The organism is Acinetobacter sp. TAC-1, from assembly GCF_029025845.1.
Classification (GTDB): domain Bacteria; phylum Pseudomonadota; class Gammaproteobacteria; order Pseudomonadales; family Moraxellaceae; genus Acinetobacter; species Acinetobacter guillouiae.
Genome location: NZ_CP118892.1, coordinates 4,594,731 through 4,617,164, shown reverse-complemented (window position 1 = coordinate 4,617,164; position 22,434 = coordinate 4,594,731). Strand labels below are relative to the sequence as shown.

Genomic DNA, 22,434 nt, shown 5'->3' with positions numbered 1-22,434 from the left:
AAATCAAATATTAACCTGCAAAATCAAGGCGCTCTTTGGGGAAAACCACTCTAAAAATAGACCCCCGATTTTCTTTAGAATCAATTTCTAAATACGCATTATGTTGCATTAAAACATGCTTCACAATGGCAAGCCCTAAACCTGTTCCACCTGTTTGGCGGCTTCGTGCACTGTCTACACGATAAAAGCGTTCGGTTAAACGTGGAATATGTTTTGGGTCAATCCCGATCCCAGTATCTTCAACAGTGAAATAACCATGTTCACTGTCATCATGCCAGCCGATTGTAACAGTGCCACCTTTAGGGGTGTATTTAATCGCATTGGTGATTAAATTACTAAACGCACTGGCAAGCTCTGCATCAGAACCAATTAAGTCACAATGACTGTCGATATCTAAATTTAAAGTATGGCCATAATCGACATTGTAGGCTTGGGCATCATCAAAAAGTTGATTCATCAAATTCGGCATATCGATGATTTGATTTTTTGCGACCTGTTTATTGCCTTCCAAACGTGAAAGCAAGAGTAAGTCATTGACCAAGGCATTCATTCGACGTGTTTGCGATTGCATCTGTTCAAAGGCACGTTTCCAGCGCGGATTTAAATCTTCTTGGTCGGTAAAGGTTTCGATATAGCCACTGAGTACAGTTAGCGGAGTACGAAGTTCATGTGAAATATTGTCGACAAAGTCTTTGCGCATTTGTTCTAGATTATGTACACGTGTGACGTCGTAAGCGACGAGCAAACGGCTTTCACTGCCGAAGCGTGTCAGTTTAATCTGTACATAATGCTCTTCATAAACCGAAGATTTTATTTTAATGCCATCTGGAGATTGGTCGATATTATTAAAATATTCAATAAAGCTCGGCTGACGGATAATGGTCAAGATATTACGACCACGATCTAGCGGTTGAATGCCCAACAGTCTTTCCGCAGCAGGATTCCACCATTCAATTTGATGTAATTCATCCGTTAAAACCACAGCTTCGGCTAAAGCAATCAGTGAGGATTGCGCACGATCAATCAATCCGACCATTTCAGCTTGAACAACCCGTTCTTGGCGTTGTGCACGATAAACATTAAAAAGTAGCGCACCCCAGATACCTTCTAGATTGGGCGGAGAATCGTAAGGACGATTCGAAATCCACTCATTCACCAAGTATAAAGAGCGTAATTGAAATAGAAAAAAAACAGCAAAACCGATGGAAATACAAATCCAAAAATACCCTATCCCTAAACCAATAAATCCGCCAATGATGAGTAAAAAACCAAGTAGGCGTAGATCTTGTTTTGCAAATTCCCACAAGCTACTGTAACGGAATTTTTTATGTTCTCGTGCAAGATCTGGGACGGGGTAGGGTTCATACATAGAAATTTATTTACCTTGAGAATGCTTAACCTAAAGCAACATCTGCACGGGTAGAGAAGCGATAACCCGTTCCACGTACAGTTTGTACGTAGCGATCAGCACCATAAGGTTCAAGCACTTTACGTAAGCGGCGGATGTGTACGTCTATGGTACGGTCTTCAATATACACGTTACCACCCCATACCTGATCAAGTAACTGGGCACGTGTATAAGCACGTTCAGGATGTGTCATAAAGAATGCCAATAGGCGGTATTCTGTTGGACCCATTTCTAAAATATTATCACTAAAACTAACACGTTGGCTCACTGGATCAAGTATTAATCCATTGGCATCAATGGTTTTTTCGCCACTGAGTGCATTGGCACGACGAAGGACAGCTTTGATACGCGAAACCAATTCACGGGTAGAGAATGGTTTGGTCATATAGTCGTCTGCACCAGCATCAAGACCTTGAACTTTATGGTCTTCTTCGCCACGTGCTGTCAACATGATGACTGGAATTTCTGCCAAGTTTTCATCACGTTTTAAGCGACGACATAAGTCTACACCGCTCACACCGCCAGGCATCATCCAATCGAGTAAAATCAAAGATGGTCGTTGGTCAACAATCATTTGATGGGCTTGTTTTGCATCTTCAGCTTGCAGGCATTGAAAACCTGCCATATCCAATGAGGTATGAATCATTTCTCGAATCGGAAGTTCGTCATCGACGATTAATATATAGTCATCTTTCACAACGCAATATCCTATGTATGAACGGTGTACCGTCTTTTATTTATGACAGGCTTATTACAAAGATTAATTATGACAGTATCATTGCAAAAAGAAGATGTTGACGAATTTTTGCAAAAAAATGTGACAAATAATCGTCGATATGATGAATAATCCATGACATTTTTAAATAAATGTTCCATTTTGAGAAAAGAAATTTATTTAAACTGAACATAAAAATACGCTATTTGACAGTTTTGTGACGATTTTATGACAGGATTGTTCAGGCTAAAAAGCTTATTTAGATGAAAATGAATCAATCAGCGATATAAATACAATTTCACATGCTGAGACAATTTCTTCAAGCGATTGTTTAAATCCACCCATGACCCAGCGCACCGCAATTTGAGTCACATAGCCATTTAAACCTGTGGCAACCAAGGAAATTTCTTGTTCACTGCGTTCAATATGCGGCATCATCAGGGTGACAAAGGAGTGAATTAATCGGTCAAAACGGCCCATCGTTTCATGGATCGTGGCATGATTATGCAGTTCTTGAACCAGCATGGCATCGATATAAATAATACGCGCCACACGTGGATCATTTTTTAACATGGTAAAGATTGCAGTTAAGCCACCACGAATCATATTTTTAGGATCAGGTGCTGCTTGCATGACGCCTTGCATCACGGTTTGCTGTAATTGTTCAATTAGTTGTAGAAAGATGACTTGGAACAGTTCTTCACTTTTTTTGAAGGACTCATAAAAATAACGTTCAGTCAGCTTGGCTTCATTACAAATATCTTTGACGGTGACAGAAAAAAAGCCATGCGTACCATAAGCTTCAATCCCTGCTTCGATTAACTTTTCTCGACGTGCAAGTTTCCGCTCAGATAAGGACATGCCTTTAAATTGACGCTCTTTGGCAGCTTTATTTATAGTTTTCTTTTCAGTGGAAAGTGGCTCATTCATTGTAAAAAATTACTCGTGTCATATTTGATTGTCACAAAGAAGCGCTTATTTTAGCAATAAAAGCCATTGAAACCTATTCTAGAATTTTTGTATAAAAAAACATCGGCTAAATCATAATATAATATTGACAATAATGATTGTCAAAATTATATTGAGCAAGTGAGCTGCACATCACTCTGAATGCTTTGTGCGGGTTTAAAAAAGGATAGACAATGAAAAATTTTAAAAACAAAGTCGCTGCAATTACTGGTGCTGGCTCTGGTATGGGACAACAACTTGCTATTTTATTGGCAAAAGCAGGTTGTCATTTATCCATTAGTGATGTGAATGAAAAAGGTTTAGCTGAAACCGTTGAACTGGTCAAACCATATAATGTTCGTGTGACCTCAAAGAAAGTGAATGTTGCCAAAGTTGAAGAAATGCGAGCTTGGGCTGCGGACACAGTGCAAAATCATGGTTCTGTAAACATGATTTTTAACAATGCTGGTGTGGCTTTAGGTTCTACCGTAGAAGGCGCATCTTATGACGAACTAGAATGGATTATGGATATCAATTTCTGGGGCGTTGTATACGGAACAAAAGAATTTTTACCTTATATCAAGAAAACAGGTGATGGGCATATCATCAACATTTCGAGCTTGTTTGGTTTAACCGCGCAACCGACTCAGTCTGCATATAATGCATCTAAATTTGCGGTACGTGGTTTTACTGAATCATTACGTCAAGAATTAGATATCGAAAAGTGTGGTGTATCAGCGCTATGTGTTCATCCAGGCGGTATTCGTACCAATATTGCAAATGATGCGCGTATGAATGACAGTTTACGTTCTTTGGGAATGAACCCTGACAAATCAGCAAAAGCATTCAATAAACTATTACGTATGCCACCAGAAGATGCTGCTCAACAAATGTTGGATGCTGTCCTAAAAGACAAACGTCGTTTGCTTATTGGGAATGATGCAAAAACTTTGGATTTAATTCAGCGTATTTTACCGACTGGATATCAAAAAATTACAGGTTTTGCGACCAAGTTTAGTAAAAAGCTAGAACCAAAATAATTGATTTATAAAATGAAAAAACCGTCAAGCTGACGGTTTTTTCATTTTAGATATTGTGAAATAATCTGTTGAATTAGAACTCAATATCCATTCATTTAAATTAAAATCTCAATGGTTTTCTTTTTCCAAACAAATTGATAATACAAACCTTGCATAAGGCATAGACTGAAAAAGGTCAGTGCAAGCGCATACCAAATGCCTTGTAAACCAAACCACTGACTAAATAAATAAGCACATGGAACTTCAATGAGCAGGATGGATAAAATATTAAAAATCATAGGAACAGTCACGGTTCCGCTGGCCCGCATGATTGAGGCAAAAATTGCACTTGCACCAAAGAATATAATCGACCACAGCACGATAAATAATAATTGTTGACCCAATTCAATTACCGATGGATCTGTAATAAACAACGCCATCAAATATTTTGAACAAATATAGGCCAAGAGTACCAATGAACCTGTAATCACAATATTACTCAGCAGCGCCGTTCGCGTCACTTTTGCCAACAGCTCAGACTTCCCAGCGCCAATCGCTTGAGCGGCGAAGATGGAACCTGCAATCGCAATCGACAATGCAGGGAATTGGATATAGTTGAGCACTTGGTTAACTGCACCGTAGGCCGCTGTTGCATGTGCACCATGTTGGTTAACCAGCCCAATCACCACCAGACCTGCGACCGAGTTAGTCACCATTTGAATACCTGTTGGCACACCCAAGCGTAAAATACTGCGACTAAATTGTGGGTGATAGCGGATATGTTGGATTAACGCTGAATCTGGTCTTAAAGCATGATCTTTTTTATTTAAATAGATATAGAGGAAAGCTAAGGTCGAAATAAAGCCTAATCCACTGGCAATCGCTGGAGCAATAATGCCAAGCTTAGGTAGACCAAAATAACCGCCAATCAAGGCTGGGGTTACAATGACGCCCACAATGATCGTCAGACTTGATGCCATTAAGGGTGTAGTACTATCGCCCACACCACGTAAAATAGAGGTGTAGGTAATATAGATGAATAGAAAAGGGCTACTCATTAACATCCATTGAACATAGGGCAGTGCAAGATGCATGATTTTGGGATCTATACCCAAAAGCAATAGAATTTCTTTGGCAAAAAACACCCCTAAAAAGGCAATGATTGATCCACCAATGAGGGTCATAAATAACAATGCGCCAACAATGGTACGCACTTTTTCGATATCTTTGGCGCCCCATGCTTGTCCAACCAAAACAGTTGCACCTGTAGATAGACCAATCACAAAAGCCAGCAATAAAAATAGAATCGGAAAAAATACCGAAATTGCGGCAATCGCTTCTACACCGAGCATTTGCCCAACAAAAATGGTATTAATTGTTCCAGACAGATTTTGCAGAATATTGGTTAGAATCAGTGGGCCAAGGAAGATTAAAAAAACCTTCCAGAATTTGGGTTGGTGAAGCATATCGGGACGAGCTGGCATCTTTTATTCTACTGTCTATTTCGAGTGTCTTTATCTTATTGATAATATAACAAACGCTGGGTAAAAAGCCTGAGTATTTGAGTAACTCAGGCTTTAGTTTTACAGAAATGATCTGTATGGGTTGGGATTAAATTTGATTTAAAATTTCACATGCCTGAATTAAAGTTTGTTCCTTTTTGGCAAAACAAAAACGTACTAAACGTAAGTTTTCAGGAGCTTGCTTATAAAAAACAGAAACTGGAATCGCCACAATTTTATGTTTTTCCGCTAAGAATTTACACATCTCTACATCATTTAAATCTGGGCGAATTTGGCTGTAGTCAACATTTTGAAAGAATGTGCCTTGAGAGGGAATTAAACTGAATTTTGAGTCCGCAATACCTGAAATAAACAGGTCACGCTTTTGCTGATAGAAGCTTGATAAGCCATCAATATGTTCAGGGTGCTGTTGCATAAAATTGGCAAGTGCCATTTGCACGGGGGTTACCCCACAGAAGTTGGCAAATTGATAAATTTGACGAAATACTTTCATGAGCTCTGGTGTCGCAATGCAATAACCTGTTTTCCAACCCGTTACATGAAAGGTTTTACCAAAAGAACCGACTACAAAACTACGCTCTCTGAGCTCTGGAAATGACAATGCCGAATAATGTTTTTCGCCGTCAAAAATTAGATGCTCATAGACTTCGTCTGAAAGCACAATAATATTTTTATCTTGAATCAGTTCAATTAAATTTAGCCAGTCTTGTTTAGACCAAATCGCCCCAGTTGGATTGTGTGGCGTATTTACAATCACCATACGGGTTTTATCTGTAATCGCAGATTTAACTTGATTCCAATCTACAGAAAATTCAGGCGCATTGAGTGGGATATGAATGGCTTTACCACCGACCAATTGTACGCTCGGAGCATAACTGTCATAGCTTGGATCAAAAATAATCACTTCATCGTCTTGATGGATGATGGCTTGTATTACGCTAAAAATCCCGATCGTTGCCCCCGGGGTGATGGTGATTTCTGTGACTGGATCAAGTTGTAATTGATCACGATTTAAAAATAATTGCGCCAGTTGTTCTCGCAGCGCTAATAGACCATCACCAGCTGCGTATTGGTTAAAACCGTCTAATGTGGCTTGGCTCAGTGCTTGTAGCAACGCAGGCGGTGCATCGAAGTCAGGAAAACCTTGTGACAAGTTAAGGGCGTTAAGACGATGTGCCATTGCGGTCATGATGCTGAAAATGGTGACGCCTTGAGCAGGGAGTTTGGAGTGGATTTCGATCATGACCAGACTGATTTTATAAATGTGTGTGTGGCAGTTTAGCAGGTCGTTTTAAGGAGCTGAATAGGATTAAGTAATCTATTGGTTAGGGGAGACGATGGGTGTTCAAGATAGATGAAGTTAGGTTTTCGATGGGCGTAATTTTTAGTTACACAATATATGGGGGAAGTTGAGTTGGTATTTGGGCTTTATAGCTCGTATTATATTGATAATTGAGGATACGTTTTGGCCTCACATATATAAGATACTTTATGTAAACAAAATATAGCCATATAATTTTTAATCTAGGAATAGATCGATTTTTGTTATAATGACTAGGACAATAGGAGAATATTATGCAAAATCAAGTCCTAAGCTTAAGAGAAAAGGCTCGTCGTTCTTTTGAAGCCCGTAAGAGCGATCATCAAGCTAGATTGACATTTTTAAAAGATGCAAAAATTCTTGATGCAAACGGTAACTTTAATGACCAATTCTTCGCTAAATCATCTAGTAACAGTGATCAGGTTAGAACTAAATAATTAAATGTATAGTCGTCGTTCTAATTTAGTTCTAGGTTTTCACGGCTTAGATGAATCAGTAGGTAAGCGAATAATTCTTGGGGATGATGAATTACTGCCTAGTGAAAATGACTATGATTGGTTAGGTCATGGCATTTATTTTTGGGAGAATAGTCTCGCACGTGCTCAAATGTGGGCAGAACAACAAAGTAAAAGAAAAGATACTAGTGTAAAGAAGCCTTTTGCTATCGGTGCCACTATAGATCTAGGACACTGTCTAGATCTTCTTGATCAATACTGGCTAGATTATGTGAGTGACGCATATACATTTATGGTGGAAGAGTTAAAAGCCGAAGGTAAAGAAATACCTAAAAATACTGCTTGGACACCTACTGATATAGACTTTAAAAAAAGAGAGCTGGATTGTGCTGTGATTTTATATGCAATTCAAATGGCTGAAAAAGAAGATGAACCATTTGATTCTGTAAGAGCTGCATTTTGGGAAGGAAAAGATCTTTATCCTAATGCTGGGTTTAAACAACATAGTCATATACAAATTTCGATTATCAACCCCCAATGTATTCGTGGAATTTTTCTTCCTAAGCAAGATATTTGAAACAAACTCAATTAGAGCCTGATACAATTGCGACCCTAGAATCTATGGCATTTGAAGAGTTGTTAGAAACAGATAAGCTATTAAATAAAGATATTTTAAAATTAAAAAATATATCTATGAATGAAAAGAAGAAATTAATAGAAGTGCATAGCATGAAAAAATTCGAGGCTTGAGATTTTAATTACATAAAACATTTCACATAAGAGCCTCTATTAAAGAAAGGCCCTTATAGAACCTTCCTTTAATTAAAAATTAACCAAGATTGAGTTCGCCTTCACAACCAAAAATAGCAAATCCTCATTTATTCTCCTTCAACCTCCAATTCTGCTGTCACATCAACATTTGTTGGTTCGACAGTGGAACGTACGGTGGGTGCTGAATAAATCACGTTGGGTTTATGTTGAGCATTAAATACCAACTGAAAAACATCTGGACGAGAATAATGCCCTACAGGATCTGCTGCATTTTTGGCAAAAATAATATGATTAAGATCAATGTCAGCGATTAACAGACCTTCTTCATCTTCGGCAAGTGGAGTGACAAGATCACCACCATCAGGGCCATAAATTCGTGATGCGCCACCACCAGTTTTTAGTAACTGTTTCTTTGTGTCATCGGTACATAAAGCGTCAATCATTTCCTGAGAAACCATCGCACAAGATGCAAGCACAAAACATTGTCCTTCAGCTGCATACAGACGTGAAGCCGCATTGTTAACTTCTGCGCCGAGTGCGGCAGTCATATCCGTATATAAGCTAAAACTAGGCCATGCTGCGGTATGGATTTGTTCGTGCTGCGAATACATTGCATAACGATTTAAGGGTTGTAAATGTTCCCAGCAGCACAGCGCCCCAATGCGACCAAGTGCAGTGTCATAGACTTGCAGAGAACTACCATCACCTTCACCAAATAAAGTCCGCTCTACATGAGTGGCTTTTAATTTTCGACGAACAGCGATGGTTTCCCCATGATGATCAATAATCCATTGGGAAATATACAGACTGCCATGATCACGCTCACTCAAGCCTAAAACCACATGCATATTATGTTTTTTTGCAGCATCCGCAATTTGTTTGGCTTGGTCGCTGTTAAGTTCAAGTGAGTTGAGATGGTATTGATATACCCAAGGCATATTCGCAGCGGGAGAATCTAACCATAAAAACCATGGATAGCCAGGAATCCAAGTCTCTGGAAAGGCGATAAGTTCAACCCCTTTTTCTGCTGCTTCGGCAATAATTTTGATGGTTTTGTCTATGCTTCCTTGTAAGTCGAGAAATGCAGGAACCGCTTGTACACAAGCGACTTTAATTGAAGTTTTCATGAGTAATCCTTTCTCAATAACTAAGCAATATTGCACTTTTGGTTATAAAGCCAAAGATTGATCAGGGGGTATGCTGAGCAGGCACAAAACATAGATCTATACGGAACTAAAAATCCAAAAAATGATTCCAAATGTAAAAGAGATAAATTTTGCTTGATCTCAAAGTTAGGAGACGTTGAGTTGAAGGTTTACAAATTATGCTAAACGGATTAGCTTTATTGTATAAGCGTCTAAAAATAAGAGAGACAATGATGTTTAACTATGACACAAGGCGTGTCAAAAATAAGCTGCAACGTGACTATTGGCAGGATGCGATTAGTCAAGTATTTGTACCATTGACCTGTAATGTTTCTGTACAGGATGGCTTTTTTGGTGCTTTGTCTGCAAAACATATAGGCAATATTCAACTGGTTGAAATCAAAGGCTATGGTCAACATGTTGAACGGCATGCCTCCAATATTAGACATAGTCATCATGATGAGATTTTATTTATCTTCCTGATAGAAGGCCAAATGGGTGTTCAGTATCATGGTCGTGAACAATGCCTCAGCAAAGGGCAATTTATTTTTCATGATACCCAGCAGCCGTATGATTTGTATTTGAATGGACAATTCAATCAACTGGTTCTCATGTTCCCTCGTGAACAATTTCAACAGTATTTTGGGCGACCTGACCAGTTGTGCGGTCATGCTTTTGGTGATGGGCATCCACTGAAAATTTTATTATTAAATTACGCACATGATTTATTTTGGTTCCCTGAGCAGGCTTCAACAGAACTTCAGCAGGTGGTACTGCATAAATTTTTTGATTTACTCCGTTATGTGGTTCTTGATCAGATCAAAGACAAAACGCCTCGATCAAGTAGCCACAGCATGCTCGTACAGGTCAAGCATTTAATTCTGGAGCACTTAAACAATAGTGGGCTGAGTATTCATGATATTGCTCAAGATCTTCGTATTAGTTCGCGATATATCAGTAAACTTTTTCAACAGAACGAAACCACATTTGGCCGTTATGTGATGCAAAGTCGTCTGCAATTAGCCAAGAAGATGTTGATACAGACCAATGAACATACGCATAAAATTAATCAAATTGCCTATCAATGTGGATTTGATGATATGTCGAAATTCTCACGTGAATTTAGAAAACATTATGGTATATCGCCGAGTATGATGCGTAAGATTAACTAAATAGAACTACAAAATAGTGAGAAGTAAAATTACCGATAAGATGAATGCTAAATTTTTCATTTTTAAGCCCACAAGTTTAAGGCCATAAGGTCAAAACTGAAATTTCATTCATGCGTTTCAGAGCAATTTTAGATGGCTTAAACGCACTTTAGCAGTGATTTTAAGCGCTGAATCAGATCATGTAAATTTCATATAATGATTAGATGAATTATTTTGATTTTTATAAGGCGTTATTAATCTTTATCAGCAATGCAAACCATAAAGCAATATTGTTTATAGGGGCAAAGTGGGTTGACTTGTTGTAGGATCCTTACTATAACTTATTTATAATAATTTTAGCGATACTAAAATAATGGAAAATAAATCAATCACATATAAAACTTTATGGGTCTTTGCACTCATTCTAAGTTTAGGATTCATTATCTCAGCAAGTGTCATGGGCTATGCACTTAAGCAGTTTAATGGTGAAAAAAATTCAATAGTGGTCAAAGGGTTGGCTGAAAAACCCATACAAGCAGATCTAGCGCGCTGGGAAATTCATCTGCAAACCAGTCGTGCTTCAGACAGTGTTTCAGCCGCCTATCAATTGTTGGATCAAGAAATAAAAGCACTACAAGATTTCTTTATTGAGCATGGATTTAAAGCAACAGAAATGAAACTGGGTAATAAAAGCTCTCAACCCTATTATGAAGAAGTGAATCAAGGTGAGGGAAAATTTACCCGCGAGTTTAGAGGCTATACTGCGATGCAATCGCTAGTGATAAATAGTCGTGATATTCAAAAGATTGAGAAAGCCGCAAAAGATGCGTATTTATTAGATGAAAAAGGCATCTCCATCGAGCAAAAACCGCAGTATTTGGTGTCGAATCTAGAAGAAATAAAAATGTCATTGATCGCCAATGCAACTAAAAATGCGCATAGCCGTGCCAATGAGTTTGCAAAAGTTGGTGGGGTAAAAGTCGGTGCAATGCGTTCTGCAAGTCAGGGTGCGTTTTATATTTTACCTGAAAGTGGTTCTGATGATGATAGCGATTATGGTGGTGCTTACGACAAAGCCACCATTAATAAAATTGCGCGGGTTGTGGTGACCATCAATTATGCGATTGATTGATACAGCATTTAAATTGATAAAAGTGCAGTGCTAAAAAATGGGAGCTAGACTCCCATTTTTTATATTCTTAAATCGCAAAATCAATCACAGCACGAATCACACCTAAACTTAGACCAATAAATGCGCCCACCACAACACCATTAACACGAATCATATGTAAATCACCGCCTACCTCATTTTCAATCTTGGCGATCATTTCGGTAGAGTCCCATTCATGGATACGTTGACTAATAAACTTAATCACTTTCTCACTATATTGGTCACTTAAATTGATGGCAATTCCGCTGATTCGATCATTCAGCAATTCTCGTACAGACTGATTTTGCATCAAGTTTTCACCAAGCTGTTGAATGGCGATACGTAAATTCATGGCAATACCCGAGTCTGCTTTAAGTAAGTCAGATTTAACCGCATCACATAAAATCACCACAGCACCAGTAATAAAGTTGAGTACCGGTTCACTGTCTAAAAGGGCATTCTTGGTTTCATTTAAGCTTATGCTGGCATGACTGTTGTTATCTGCCAATTGCAGCATAAGTTCATGTGCAGCTTCTTCAATTTTTTGACGAATAGGATGCTCCTGATCAGCAAGCATGGATTCCACTTTTTCAATCACTGAATCAATGGTCCGTTGCTCAACATCAATCCCAATCCAGCTGGCACCTTTGGCAAGGCGTGAAACACCAAGCTCTTTAAACATGGTTTGAGTGATTTCACGGGTTTTTTCAGGATGGGTCATCATCCATTCATGGGCAATATCCAGTCCACGTTGTAATACATCTTGATGGAAATCATTTTCTAAAACTGCACGCAGCATTTCACTTGCCAATTGGTTCATTCGAGTATTTCGAACCCATTGCACACTGTTGTTTTGAATAAAGCGTCCAATTTGGTCTTGCCCGACAAATTCGAAAATTTTTGGAACCGTTTGCTGAATCACATCCACCACTTGACCGTTATTTTTAGGATTGGCCAGCCATTGACCCACAGCAAAACTAAGATCAATACTTTTTAAACTACGTTCAACAATTTGTGGGGAGAGAAAATTTTCTTGGACAAATTTACCCATCGATTCCGCAATACGTGCTTTATTACGTGGAATGATTTCGGTGTGATCTTTGAGGAATTTAGGAATGGGAATTTTCCCAAAGGGATTACGAAACAACACGGTAATCGCATACCAATCGGCTAAGCCACCGACCACGCCAGCTTCAGCACCCAGCATGAGAATATGAATAAACCAAGCATACTCAGGCATCAGTTTGGCGGAAATGATCAAAGCAAACCATGCGACAACAGCCACCACCAAGGCGATGGTCGCAAAGCGTTTGCTTCGATCTAAGTTTGGAATTTCATTGAGAACTTCACTTTGTTCAATTCCGCTCATTCATTTTCCTAAATCGATTTCTGCATTTTTATTTCGTTGATGTTACCGCATCAGGCTGTGGTTGCAGTACTTGTCCTGTCGGACTAACACCATATTTTTGTCCTAAAGATTGCAAAATCAGACGAGCGTCAAATGCATCATTCGGTGATGATTTTTTATCTTTATAACATTCTATCGTATAGGAAATTTGCACAGGGTCAATGGTCACCACTTGTGGCATATCATAAAATGGGTCATTCCAGAACACTGGATGACGACGATAGCCCCAGCCATATGGATAGTAGTTTGATGATGGGTAAACTACCGCTTTACGAGGCGGTTGCTGAGTGCGATTACTTGGGTCATCTAAAACCTTGAAGTACGTAAATCCATTTAAAAGCGTGGTTTGTGCGGCTTTAACAAGATTAATTTCTTCAGCTGTCCCAAAACTCATATTGCTATTGCCTTGGAAGCTGATGCGATAGCTATGATCGTTAAGTGGAACCGTAGTGTATTGCCCAAGTTGGTCAAAGGTACGTGGTTTGCTTGGTGTTGTCGCACAACCTGTGATGGTGAGCGCCGCTGCAATAGTTAGACCAATGAGTACTTTGTTCATGTGTCTCTCCTTTCCATTCTTCTGGATGGAATTTGATGAATTTATAATCCTCAGTATATTGTTCTAAATTGATGGACTGACAATGAATTTCAAGAAGAATTTTGTTAATTCAGGATGATACCCAGCAAGATAAATGACTGTTCACGTAAAATTTAAACAATAAGCACGGTATTATGCGTATTTGATCCATGATAAAAAATAAAGACTGTTAAGAGTGAAGGCTGTTGAGAGAGGGTTAAATGAGTATTCAAATCAAAGGTTATATTGCAACAAGCGCAGATGGCTATATCGCAACACCAGATGGTTCTGTAGCCTTTTTAGCACCATTTCAAAGTATTGACTGTGGATATGATGATTTTATCCAAGATATCGATATTGTGATTATGGGGCGTAAAACCTATGAAGTGATTTGTTCTTTTGCTGAGGCGTGGCCTTATCCAAACCAGAAAGGATTTATCGTCACTTCTAATCCTGATTTAGCTTTAACTCATGCCTCGCTTTCGCGCTGGAACTTAGCTGTGGATGAACTTGTTGAGCACCTTAAACAGAATTATAACGGCAATGTCTGGATTGTCGGTGGAACACAATTGCAGAATACCTTTATTGAACAGAAGCTGCTCAATACTTTAGAAGTTTTTATCATGCCTGTTCTTCTTGGAAAGGGCATACCGCTATTTCCAAGTTTTGACTCGCATGAACAGCAGTTAAAGTCCATACATGCAGAAATGATTGAAAATACCATTATTAAACACAGCTATGTTTTCTAACGCTTGTTGTTTCTGATGGATCAGCATGCTTTGATGCGCTGGTCAAACAGCTTATGCAAAATGTTTCTGCATAAGCTGTTTAGATAAAAATAAATAGGATTAAAAATGACTATTCGGCTGTTTTAAAAATTCAATTTCTTCTGCCGTTGAGCTTCGCCCTAAAATTTGATTACGGTGAGGATAACGCCCAAAACGATCAATAATCACTTTATGCTTTTTCTCAAAATCTAAATTGAGTGGATTGCCCAGCTCTTCAAAAAGTTGTAAAGCTTGGATATGGATAATTTTTGATTCACTATGCATAAATGGCATATACAGGAATGAACGCTGTTCGGGGCTTAATTGTTGATCTAAATTCAGCTGAATTGCTTCTTGTGCTAGCGCAAGTGCCAAGGCATCTTGTGCAAAAGATTCAGCATGATCTCGATACAAATTACGCGAGAATTGATCTAAAACAATAATTTCAGCCAAGCGACCTTCTGCTGTGGCACGCCAAGTCCATAGCTCACAATGTTTGGCTTGATCCAAGGTATGTGCAAATCTTTGGTGCAAAGTTTGATCGAATGCGTCACTTTTTGCGAACCAAAATGGTTGAGTTTCTTCACTAAACCAAAAATCGATAATTTCTTGATAATTCATAGTAGTTACAATTCTTTAGTGGTAATTTTTCTATAAAATCACAAATTTTAGATGTCTTGTAGAGGTAGTTTGTGTTAAAAACTTTTCCGAAATAAAGTGAATAATTCATTTAAAACAACGATGCTTATACGTGTATATCGATAAATAACGTTATACTGCGCGCATCAAAACATTTTATTTTAAAAAATTCTTTAAGATAAGCGAGTAAGTATGAGTCAACCCGAAACGATTTCCCAATCTTTAGTACCAAATTGGGTGGATTCTACCTTATTCAGAGGCATGTTACGTGGCATCGAACGTGAAAGCCTGCGTATGCAAAGTAATGGCTTTTTATCACAGGCTGATCATCCTCAGTCTTTAGGCTCAGCCCTAACACATCCGCATATCACCACAGATTATTCAGAAGCTTTGATGGAGTTTATTACACCTCCCAAAGAAAGCATTCCTGAAGCATTAAGCTTTTTAACCGATGTACATGCTGTTGTGCATCGTCATTTAGAAAATGGTGAAAAGCTGTGGACTTTGTCCATGCCATGTATGCTGGATGACAAAGAAGAAAATATCCGTTTGGCGCAATATGGCACATCCAATATTGGTCAATTTAAAACCTTATACCGTCATGGCCTAGGCATTCGTTATGGGCGCCGTATGCAGACGATTTCGGGTGTGCACTATAATGTGTCTTTCCCAGATGCGTTATTTGAACAATTACAACAACATGAAAGCAATGAAGCGCTTAAAGCCTTAAGCCTGCAAGACTATCGCAGTCATCGTTATCTTGGGTTGATCCGTAACTTTATTCGTTTAACTCCTCTCGTGATGTATTTGGTAGGTGCCAGCCCTTCAGTCTGTAAATGTTTTATGACAGGCCGTGAACATCAGTTGTTGCCTTTAATCAAAGGCACATTATTTCTACCTTATGCCACAGCATTGCGCATGGGGCGTTTTGGTTATCAAAATTCTGCACAAAAACAATTGGGTATTCATTACAACAATTTAGAAAGTTATGTGGCTGAATTACAAAAAGCGGTCAATTCACCTTATGCGCAGTTTAGTCATTTAGGTTTAAACGATGCCAATGGTCAGCCGATTCAAATTAATGATCACGTCTTACAAATTGAAAATGAATACTACAGCTTAGTCCGTCCAAAACAAGTGCCACAAGCAGGGGAAACGCCTTCTCAGGCCTTGTCAAATCGTGGGATTGGCTATGTTGAATTACGCGCGGTAGATGTAAATCCATACAGTGCGATTGGCATCGATGAGGATACAGCAGGCTTCTTGGAAGTGGTTGCGTTGTATTGCTTGCTTAAAGAAAGCCCAGATTTATGGGATGAAGAACAAGATATTATTGAGCAAAATCAGGCTGAAGTGGTCAATCGTGGTCGTGCGCCAAATGCGAAAATCATTGAAGCGGGTGTTGAATATCCATTACTTGAGTGGATTCAACAGCATATCACCGCCATGCAACCACTTGCAGATCTACTCAACCAATCCTATGCAACAGATTTATATCGTCAAGCATTGATGGTGATGCAAACACGTATTGATGATGTGGACGAAACACTATCAGCGCATGTGATTGCCGATACTGTAGAGCAAGGTGGTACATGGAATTTTGGTGGCTATATGGCCAATCAACATATCCAAAGTTACGAACAACATGTATTAAGTCCGGAAACTTTAGCGTATTTTGAGGGACTTACTCGAACATCTCTCGCAGAACAACAGCAACTTGAACAAAATACAAGTATAAGTTTCGAGGATTATCTGAGTAAATTTAGATAAAGCATTGATTAGATAATGAGGAAGTTCCATGCAATGGCGTAGTTATCGCTTCGTAAGTGGTCTTTTATTTTTGGCAAGTGTGATTGGTATGTCATTTGCGCTCTATTTAGAGCATGTACAAGGGCTTGAGCCATGTCCACTATGTGTATTTCAACGTATTGGATTGATTGGTCTAGGGCTAATTTCATTGATTGCCTTTTTGCATAACCCAAAAACAAATGTATTTAAACGCATTTATAGCGTTTTGGGTTTAGCTGCGATTTCTTGGTCAGTTGGTGTTGCTGCTCGTCATGTGTGGCTACAGAACCTACCCAAAGATCAGGTCCCGAGTTGTGGTCCCGGTCTGGACTATTGGGTCAACACTTTGCCTTTAAAGGCTGTGTTTGAAAATGTGCTTAAAGGTTCTGGCGAATGTGCCATGGTCGATTGGACTTTCTTAGGACAGTCTTTACCTGTTTGGTCATTACTGTTTTTCAGTGTATTGGCATTGATCAGTCTATGGCAGTTGTTTAGAAAGTACTAATTTAAAAACATTAAGAGCCAGTCTAAACTGGCTCTTTTTCATATAAACTTCAATTATTTATAAATCAAGCAAAATCATGAAACATATAATAAATTTAGCCGGGATCGGCATACTGGTCTGTTTGGCTACAGCACAAGTCTCTGCAAAACCAGCCCGCAAAGTGGTCAGTAAAGATGTGTCTTGTCAGTTTAAATCTGAATTTGATGACACCATTCCAGCCGATGTTTCCTATATCAAATTGGGTGCTCAGCCATTTAAAAAATTTATTGTCAATCCAGATTATTTTTCAAGTCGAATCGAAGACTGTCAATTACATGGTGGCAGATACTACGTATTGTCTGTGTCGCAGAGCCATCCAGCAAGAACGCTTGCTCAGTCGCTGATTGAGGTGACGCAATTTGATTTGACAGGCAAAAAGCTTAGCCAAAAATTTTATAATAAAGCTTGGACTTGTGAATTAAAACAAGGTTTTATTGTAAAAAATCAACGCTTATTGATCGATACCCAATGTGCAGAAAAATCAAACTTTGATGAATATGGTGACATGATTGATCCTCAGCAGAACAAGTCTTATCAAATTGAAGTGAAATAGCAAAAAAGGCTGATTGAAGATCAGCTTTTTTTTTACAATTAGGTCTCAACAATCCCTTGCATACTTTCTAATTTAATCAAATATTTGCGAATTTGTTCTTCTGCCAATTCATCATGGTGCGGATAAAACCATTTGGCAATTTGTTCCGAAACCAAAGGATGATATTGAATCTCAAGATGGTTTAAGCCATAAAACACAGCTTTATGCGATTCAGGTAATTTCAACTGGAAACGTGGGTTTGGGTGTTCACCCAAGGCGCTTTTAACACTGACCAGATAGTCGCCAATCACTTTTAAGGTGCGGTTTTTGCGGTTTTCAAACTCCAAGGTACCTGCAATTAAAAAGGTATTGATATGCGACGGTAGCGGAGCTGGTTTACGGTTGTCATCCATCAAACCAATACGAGCATTGTTATGCTCCCAGTCATCATCTCGGACACTTCCATAACGCAAGTCTAAGATGCCATTACTGCGGATATTGACGATATGGCTGATCATTTTAACAATCGGGAAATTACCCACTTTCTCTTGCATGGCAAATCCAAAACGCTCTAATAACGCACCATGATGCGGAGAACCAATACAAACCAGATTCTCAACCATGTGGAACCACTGATGCATGTTTTGTTTGCCATAGAACAGCGCACTGCGAGAAACCAAGCCACCCATACTGTGGCCAATTAAATCAATACTGGTAATGCGAGGGTTACGTTTGATTAAATCTTCTAAAAGATTTGCCAATGAACGTCCATTGGCTGAAATTCTGCGTCCAGTATTGTAGTGAAAATACAACATGGTGTTGTGATCACGTTGCGCCAAGAGTTTCTCACCAATACCGCCATTATTACGATTGGTCCAGTCTTGATAATTCATACATAAACCGTGAGAGAAAATCACCACACGGCCAGCCAAATCACCTTGCTGTAATGAACCATAATGATCATAGAGCACAGGTGACAGTGCGAGCGGATTATGGGTTGCCAATAAATAATCACCCAATACCCCATTTAGAACACTGACCAAAAAAGTCATGTGAGAGGTCAATGGCTTATCATGTAAATTTGGGAAACGTTCAATGGTTTTACGTAAAATTGGGGCAATCAGGTGGCTACCATAATTTTGCAATGCGTGATAACCAAATTGATAGAATTTATCGACAATTGGACGGGATTGAAATCGTTTGGCTTTTTGTTTACTTAAGCCAAAAATACTCAGCAACATTTCACGTTGAATCGACTGGATGAAGTCTTGAACCATGCCACTGAGTGGCGTGCTGACTAACTGCGCTAAACCTTCTAATACGTCGGCCTGACTTGGAGGCGAACGATCCCACTTACAATAGGTTTCGTGTAAAGGGGTTAAGCTTGGCATTGTTATTTCCTCATCCATATTGATCTGGAACAAAGACTTTATTTTTGCTGTAGATCAATGTATAAATCCCTAGGCAATCATCTTATCTTGTTCATCCTGAACGCTATTTAAAATACCGATAATTGCGATTAAGTTTTAGTTTTTTGTCGGACAATATCCCGACATATACAAATTAAAACAATAATGTGATTTGAATCACATTAAAAATTAAAACATTGGTGGTAAAAAAGCAAACTATTTTCAATGAATATTATTTATTTACATGGTTTTAAAAGTAGTCCTTTATCAATAAAAGGGCAACAACTAGATGATTATTGTCGATGCTATTCATCGCATAGTGTACATTTGCCTGATTTAAACCAACATCCGCAACTGGTTTTAGATCAAATTTCAGTGCTCATTGAAAAATTGCCTGATGTTGCACTGGTGGGGAGTAGCTTTGGTGGCTTTTATGCGACACAATTGGTCGCAAAATATGGTGTGCCTGCTGTTTTAATTAATCCAGCTATGCGACCATGGCAATTGTTCAGTAACCTATTTGGAATTGAACTGATTCCCTATAAGATCAATGAACAATGGACTTTAGATCGTTTACAACTTGACTACTTGGAAGCGATTGCCGTGCCATTTGTACAAGATGCAGACAAAATATTGGTCTTATTGCAACAAGGTGATGAAGTTTTAGATTATCGTGACGCTGAACGGTATTATAGTGCAGCTCCACACACATCATTGATCATGACAGAAATGCATGGTAATCATGCGATGGAAGATTTTGCAGATAAAATACCCATGATTCTGGAATTTTTATCATACTCCGTAAAATAAAAGGAAAAAACTCAACGTGTCTCAATATACGGCCCAATCACTTGAAGTATTATCTGGTCTAGATCCTGTACGTCGCCGTCCAGGTATGTATACCGATACCACTCGGCCAAACCATTTGGCGCAAGAAGTAATTGATAATGCTGTCGATGAGGCACTTGCAGGACATGCCAATAAAATTACTGTCACAGTATATAAAGATGGTTCGTTGTCGGTCGAAGACAATGGGCGTGGTATGCCAGTCGATATTCACCCTGAATACGGACAAAGCGGGATTGAAATTATCCTAACGAAACTACATGCAGGCGGTAAATTTAGCACCGATAACTATCAGTTTTCGGGCGGTTTGCATGGTGTAGGGATTTCCGTGGTCAATGCCTTGTCTGATCGTGTTGAGGTTGAAGTTCAACGCCACGGCAATCTTTATAAAATGGCGTTTGAACATGGTGAACCTGTTGCGCCTTTAGAGGTTTTAGAAGGCAAAGCGCCAAAACGTGCTACGGGGACAACAGTACATTTTTGGCCAGAAGCGAAATATTTTGACTCACCTAAATTTGCTTTAAAAGCGTTAAAACATAATCTCAAAGCCAAAGCAGTATTGGCTGCTGGTCTACAAATTAATTATATTGACCAGATTAATGACGAAAAAATTGAATGGCAGTTTGAAAATGGTCTCGTCGACTATTTGATGGATGAATTACAAGATCGTGAAATCATTCCAGATCCTGCCTTTGTTGCAACGGGTGAAGCTGAACGCGCCAGCGCTGAGTTTGCAATTTGCTGGAATGCTGAGGGTGGCGAACAAATTCAGGAAAGTTATGTGAATTTGATCCCAACGGCACAAGGGGGAACCCATGTAAACGGGTTACGCTCAGGTGTTACCGATGCGATGCGTGAGTTTTGTGAGTTACGTAACTTGTTGCCACGTAATCTGAAATTATCTGCTGAAGATGTTTGGGACGGGGTCAATTATATTCTGTCGCTTAAATTCCAAGAGCCACAATTCTCAGGGCAAACCAAAGAACGTCTTTCAAGCCGAGAAGCATCCAACATTGTTTTAAATATTGCCAAAGATGCTTTTGCACTCTGGTTAAATCAAAACTCTGAAGTGGCCATGCAATTGGCTGAGATTGTGATTGCGAAAGCGGGTCGCCGTTTAAAAGCAGCCAAAAAAGTTGAACGTAAAAAGATTGTTGCCGGTCCTACCTTGCCCGGAAAACTATCAGATTGTGTGGGTCATACCCTTGAAGAATCTGAACTGTTTATCGTCGAAGGTGACTCTGCCGGTGGTTCCGCAAAACAAGCCCGTGATAAAAACTTCCAAGCGATCATGCCGATTCGTGGGAAAATTTTAAATACTTGGGAAGTGTCTTCTGACGAGGTGTTGGCCTCTCAAGAAGTGCATAATATTGCGATTGCGATCGGTGTAGATCCGGGCAGTGATGATCTTTCCGAATTACGTTATGGCAAAATTTGTATCCTTGCCGATGCCGATTCAGATGGTTTACATATCGCGACCTTGCTTTGTGCACTCTTCGTCAAGCATTTCCCTGCAATGGTCGATGCTGGGCACCTATATGTTGCAATGCCACCACTGTTTCGTATCGATGATGCCAAAGATGTTTATTACGCGCTTGATAACGAAGAGTTAGAAGCTATCTTAAAGAGAGTTAAATCTAAAAACCCGCAAATTACTCGATTTAAAGGTTTGGGTGAAATGAACGCCAGTCAATTGCGTGAAACCACCTTAGATCCAAATACACGCCGTTTAGTGCAGTTGGATTTGGATGACACGCATCACACAACAGGCTTACTGGATAAATTACTTGCCAAAAAAAGGTCAGGTGATCGTAAAGACTGGTTAGAGCAAAAAGGTAATTTAGCTGATTTGAGTGTTTGATTGCTGAACTTATGCATATTTAAAAAATGATGCCCCAGTGCATCATTTTTTTTGGTACCTCTTAAATATCGCATTGATGCAAACAGAATTATATTGATCGTAATACAAATTATTTTTGTATTGCCTTTCTATTTTTTCTCCTATTCTTTTACTTCTGCTCCATCCATCTTAGGGATTGGATCATCCTGCCAAAAGCGTTTGGTGCTTTAAAGCAGAATTTATCCCGAAAGCCCTAAAAATTTAATTTTGGGTAAATTTTTTGCACTCTCATCGCTCATTTTAAACAAAAAAAATCGCACTTAATTTGACCAGTGTGGCTTTTAATCTCGCATTTTCACTTGCTAAGTGCTGGCTATATCCAGTGATGGAAAGGCATTTAATGCCTATTAATGTATCTTCACCTTATATAAAAATAATAGCAGTTAATATTTTGATTTTATTATTTTTTATCAGGAAAAAT

At 39.0% G+C, this 22,434-nt stretch carries 22 protein-coding genes; 12 read left to right on the top strand and 10 right to left on the bottom strand.

The annotated features are described in order from the left end of the window. Window positions 1-10: 10 nt before the first annotated feature. The 3 genes from phoR to PYV58_RS21615 form a co-directional block, all read right to left on the bottom strand. Window positions 11-1,369: a phosphate regulon sensor histidine kinase PhoR gene (gene phoR / locus PYV58_RS21625; protein WP_004718725.1), complete on the bottom strand. Its 1,359-nt coding sequence runs from the start codon at window positions 1,367-1,369 to the stop codon at window positions 11-13. Window positions 1,370-1,394: 25 nt separating this feature from the next. Continuing rightward, window positions 1,395-2,105 (bottom strand): phosphate regulon transcriptional regulator PhoB, encoded by a 711-nt coding sequence (gene phoB, locus PYV58_RS21620; RefSeq protein WP_004718724.1) that lies wholly within the window; start codon window positions 2,103-2,105, stop codon window positions 1,395-1,397. A gap of 273 nt (window positions 2,106-2,378) precedes the next feature. Further along, entirely contained in the window at window positions 2,379-3,053 is a 675-nt protein-coding gene (locus PYV58_RS21615; protein WP_004718721.1) for a TetR/AcrR family transcriptional regulator, read from the bottom strand. Between the two features lie 212 nt (window positions 3,054-3,265). Between PYV58_RS21615 and PYV58_RS21610 the strand changes: the two genes are divergently transcribed. Then, the gene (locus tag PYV58_RS21610) at window positions 3,266-4,111 is read left to right on the top strand and encodes an SDR family NAD(P)-dependent oxidoreductase (protein WP_004818325.1); all 846 of its coding nucleotides are present in this window, start codon (window positions 3,266-3,268) and stop codon (window positions 4,109-4,111) included. 95 nt (window positions 4,112-4,206) lie between these two features. Here the strand turns inward: PYV58_RS21610 and PYV58_RS21605 are convergent, their stop codons facing one another. Together PYV58_RS21605 and PYV58_RS21600 are read right to left on the bottom strand one after the other, a co-directional pair. Then, the gene (locus PYV58_RS21605) at window positions 4,207-5,574 is read right to left on the bottom strand and encodes an MATE family efflux transporter (RefSeq protein WP_004718718.1); all 1,368 of its coding nucleotides are present in this window, start codon (window positions 5,572-5,574) and stop codon (window positions 4,207-4,209) included. Between the two features lie 127 nt (window positions 5,575-5,701). Continuing rightward, window positions 5,702-6,856 (bottom strand): methionine aminotransferase, encoded by a 1,155-nt coding sequence (locus tag PYV58_RS21600; RefSeq protein ID WP_034611166.1) that lies wholly within the window; start codon window positions 6,854-6,856, stop codon window positions 5,702-5,704. Window positions 6,857-7,188: 332 nt separating this feature from the next. Between PYV58_RS21600 and PYV58_RS21595 the strand changes: the two genes are divergently transcribed. Genes PYV58_RS21595 through PYV58_RS21585 form a run of 3 tightly spaced genes read left to right on the top strand, consistent with a single transcriptional unit; the run spans window position 7,189 to window position 8,139 of the window. Further along, complete coding sequence (locus PYV58_RS21595) at window positions 7,189-7,371, top strand: hypothetical protein (RefSeq protein WP_004818327.1); 183 nt, start codon at window positions 7,189-7,191, stop codon at window positions 7,369-7,371. Window positions 7,372-7,375: 4 nt separating this feature from the next. Beyond that, window positions 7,376-7,966 carry a hypothetical protein gene (locus PYV58_RS21590; RefSeq protein WP_004818329.1) on the top strand — a complete coding sequence of 197 codons (591 nt, stop codon included), beginning with the start codon at window positions 7,376-7,378 and terminating at the stop codon, window positions 7,964-7,966. After that, window positions 7,963-8,139, top strand: coding sequence for a hypothetical protein (locus tag PYV58_RS21585; RefSeq protein WP_155768672.1), 177 nt, complete (start codon window positions 7,963-7,965; stop codon window positions 8,137-8,139). The genes PYV58_RS21590 and PYV58_RS21585 overlap by 4 nt, the downstream gene beginning before the upstream one ends. A 128-nt stretch (window positions 8,140-8,267) precedes the next feature. Here the strand turns inward: PYV58_RS21585 and PYV58_RS21580 are convergent, their stop codons facing one another. Next, on the bottom strand, window positions 8,268-9,287 hold the full coding sequence (locus PYV58_RS21580; protein WP_034611170.1) for a carbon-nitrogen hydrolase family protein: 1,020 nt from the start codon (window positions 9,285-9,287) through the stop codon (window positions 8,268-8,270). Between the two features lie 248 nt (window positions 9,288-9,535). Here PYV58_RS21580 and PYV58_RS21575 point away from each other — a divergent pair, with 248 nt between their 5' ends. Both PYV58_RS21575 and PYV58_RS21570 read left to right on the top strand, forming a co-directional pair. Then, on the top strand, window positions 9,536-10,477 hold the full coding sequence (locus tag PYV58_RS21575) for a helix-turn-helix domain-containing protein (protein WP_034611173.1): 942 nt from the start codon (window positions 9,536-9,538) through the stop codon (window positions 10,475-10,477). A gap of 352 nt (window positions 10,478-10,829) precedes the next feature. Further along, a complete protein-coding gene (locus PYV58_RS21570; protein WP_034611176.1) occupies window positions 10,830-11,588 on the top strand; it encodes an SIMPL domain-containing protein in 759 nt (252 codons plus the stop codon). 67 nt (window positions 11,589-11,655) lie between these two features. Here PYV58_RS21570 and PYV58_RS21565 read toward each other — a convergent pair whose 3' ends face one another. Beyond that, on the bottom strand, window positions 11,656-12,975 hold the full coding sequence (locus tag PYV58_RS21565) for a DUF445 domain-containing protein (RefSeq protein ID WP_004718689.1): 1,320 nt from the start codon (window positions 12,973-12,975) through the stop codon (window positions 11,656-11,658). 28 nt (window positions 12,976-13,003) lie between these two features. Further along, window positions 13,004-13,570, bottom strand: a complete 567-nt coding sequence (locus tag PYV58_RS21560; protein ID WP_004718687.1) for a hypothetical protein — start codon at window positions 13,568-13,570, stop codon at window positions 13,004-13,006. Window positions 13,571-13,809: 239 nt separating this feature from the next. Here PYV58_RS21560 and PYV58_RS21555 point away from each other — a divergent pair, with 239 nt between their 5' ends. Next, window positions 13,810-14,337 (top strand): dihydrofolate reductase family protein, encoded by a 528-nt coding sequence (locus PYV58_RS21555; RefSeq protein ID WP_004718685.1) that lies wholly within the window; start codon window positions 13,810-13,812, stop codon window positions 14,335-14,337. Between the two features lie 99 nt (window positions 14,338-14,436). Here the strand turns inward: PYV58_RS21555 and PYV58_RS21550 are convergent, their stop codons facing one another. Beyond that, the gene (locus PYV58_RS21550) at window positions 14,437-14,976 is read right to left on the bottom strand and encodes a DUF924 family protein (RefSeq protein WP_004718682.1); all 540 of its coding nucleotides are present in this window, start codon (window positions 14,974-14,976) and stop codon (window positions 14,437-14,439) included. 210 nt (window positions 14,977-15,186) lie between these two features. Between PYV58_RS21550 and gshA the strand changes: the two genes are divergently transcribed. From gshA to PYV58_RS21535, 3 genes are all read left to right on the top strand, one after another. Beyond that, the gene (gshA, locus tag PYV58_RS21545; RefSeq protein ID WP_034611179.1) at window positions 15,187-16,764 is read left to right on the top strand and encodes a glutamate--cysteine ligase; all 1,578 of its coding nucleotides are present in this window, start codon (window positions 15,187-15,189) and stop codon (window positions 16,762-16,764) included. A 28-nt stretch (window positions 16,765-16,792) separates the two neighbouring features. Beyond that, the gene (locus tag PYV58_RS21540; protein WP_004818338.1) at window positions 16,793-17,287 is read left to right on the top strand and encodes a disulfide bond formation protein B; all 495 of its coding nucleotides are present in this window, start codon (window positions 16,793-16,795) and stop codon (window positions 17,285-17,287) included. A 76-nt stretch (window positions 17,288-17,363) separates the two neighbouring features. Next, window positions 17,364-17,879, top strand: a complete 516-nt coding sequence (locus PYV58_RS21535; protein WP_034611183.1) for a hypothetical protein — start codon at window positions 17,364-17,366, stop codon at window positions 17,877-17,879. A 38-nt stretch (window positions 17,880-17,917) separates the two neighbouring features. Here PYV58_RS21535 and PYV58_RS21530 read toward each other — a convergent pair whose 3' ends face one another. Next, window positions 17,918-19,249, bottom strand: a complete 1,332-nt coding sequence (locus tag PYV58_RS21530; RefSeq protein ID WP_004818342.1) for an alpha/beta hydrolase — start codon at window positions 19,247-19,249, stop codon at window positions 17,918-17,920. 243 nt (window positions 19,250-19,492) lie between these two features. On the opposite strand from PYV58_RS21530, the gene PYV58_RS21525 reads away from it, so the two are divergent. Both PYV58_RS21525 and parE read left to right on the top strand, forming a co-directional pair. Then, complete coding sequence (locus PYV58_RS21525) at window positions 19,493-20,077, top strand: YqiA/YcfP family alpha/beta fold hydrolase (RefSeq protein WP_034611188.1); 585 nt, start codon at window positions 19,493-19,495, stop codon at window positions 20,075-20,077. Window positions 20,078-20,093: 16 nt separating this feature from the next. Continuing rightward, window positions 20,094-21,974 (top strand): DNA topoisomerase IV subunit B, encoded by a 1,881-nt coding sequence (parE, locus tag PYV58_RS21520; RefSeq protein WP_004718669.1) that lies wholly within the window; start codon window positions 20,094-20,096, stop codon window positions 21,972-21,974. Window positions 21,975-22,434: the final 460 nt, after the last annotated feature.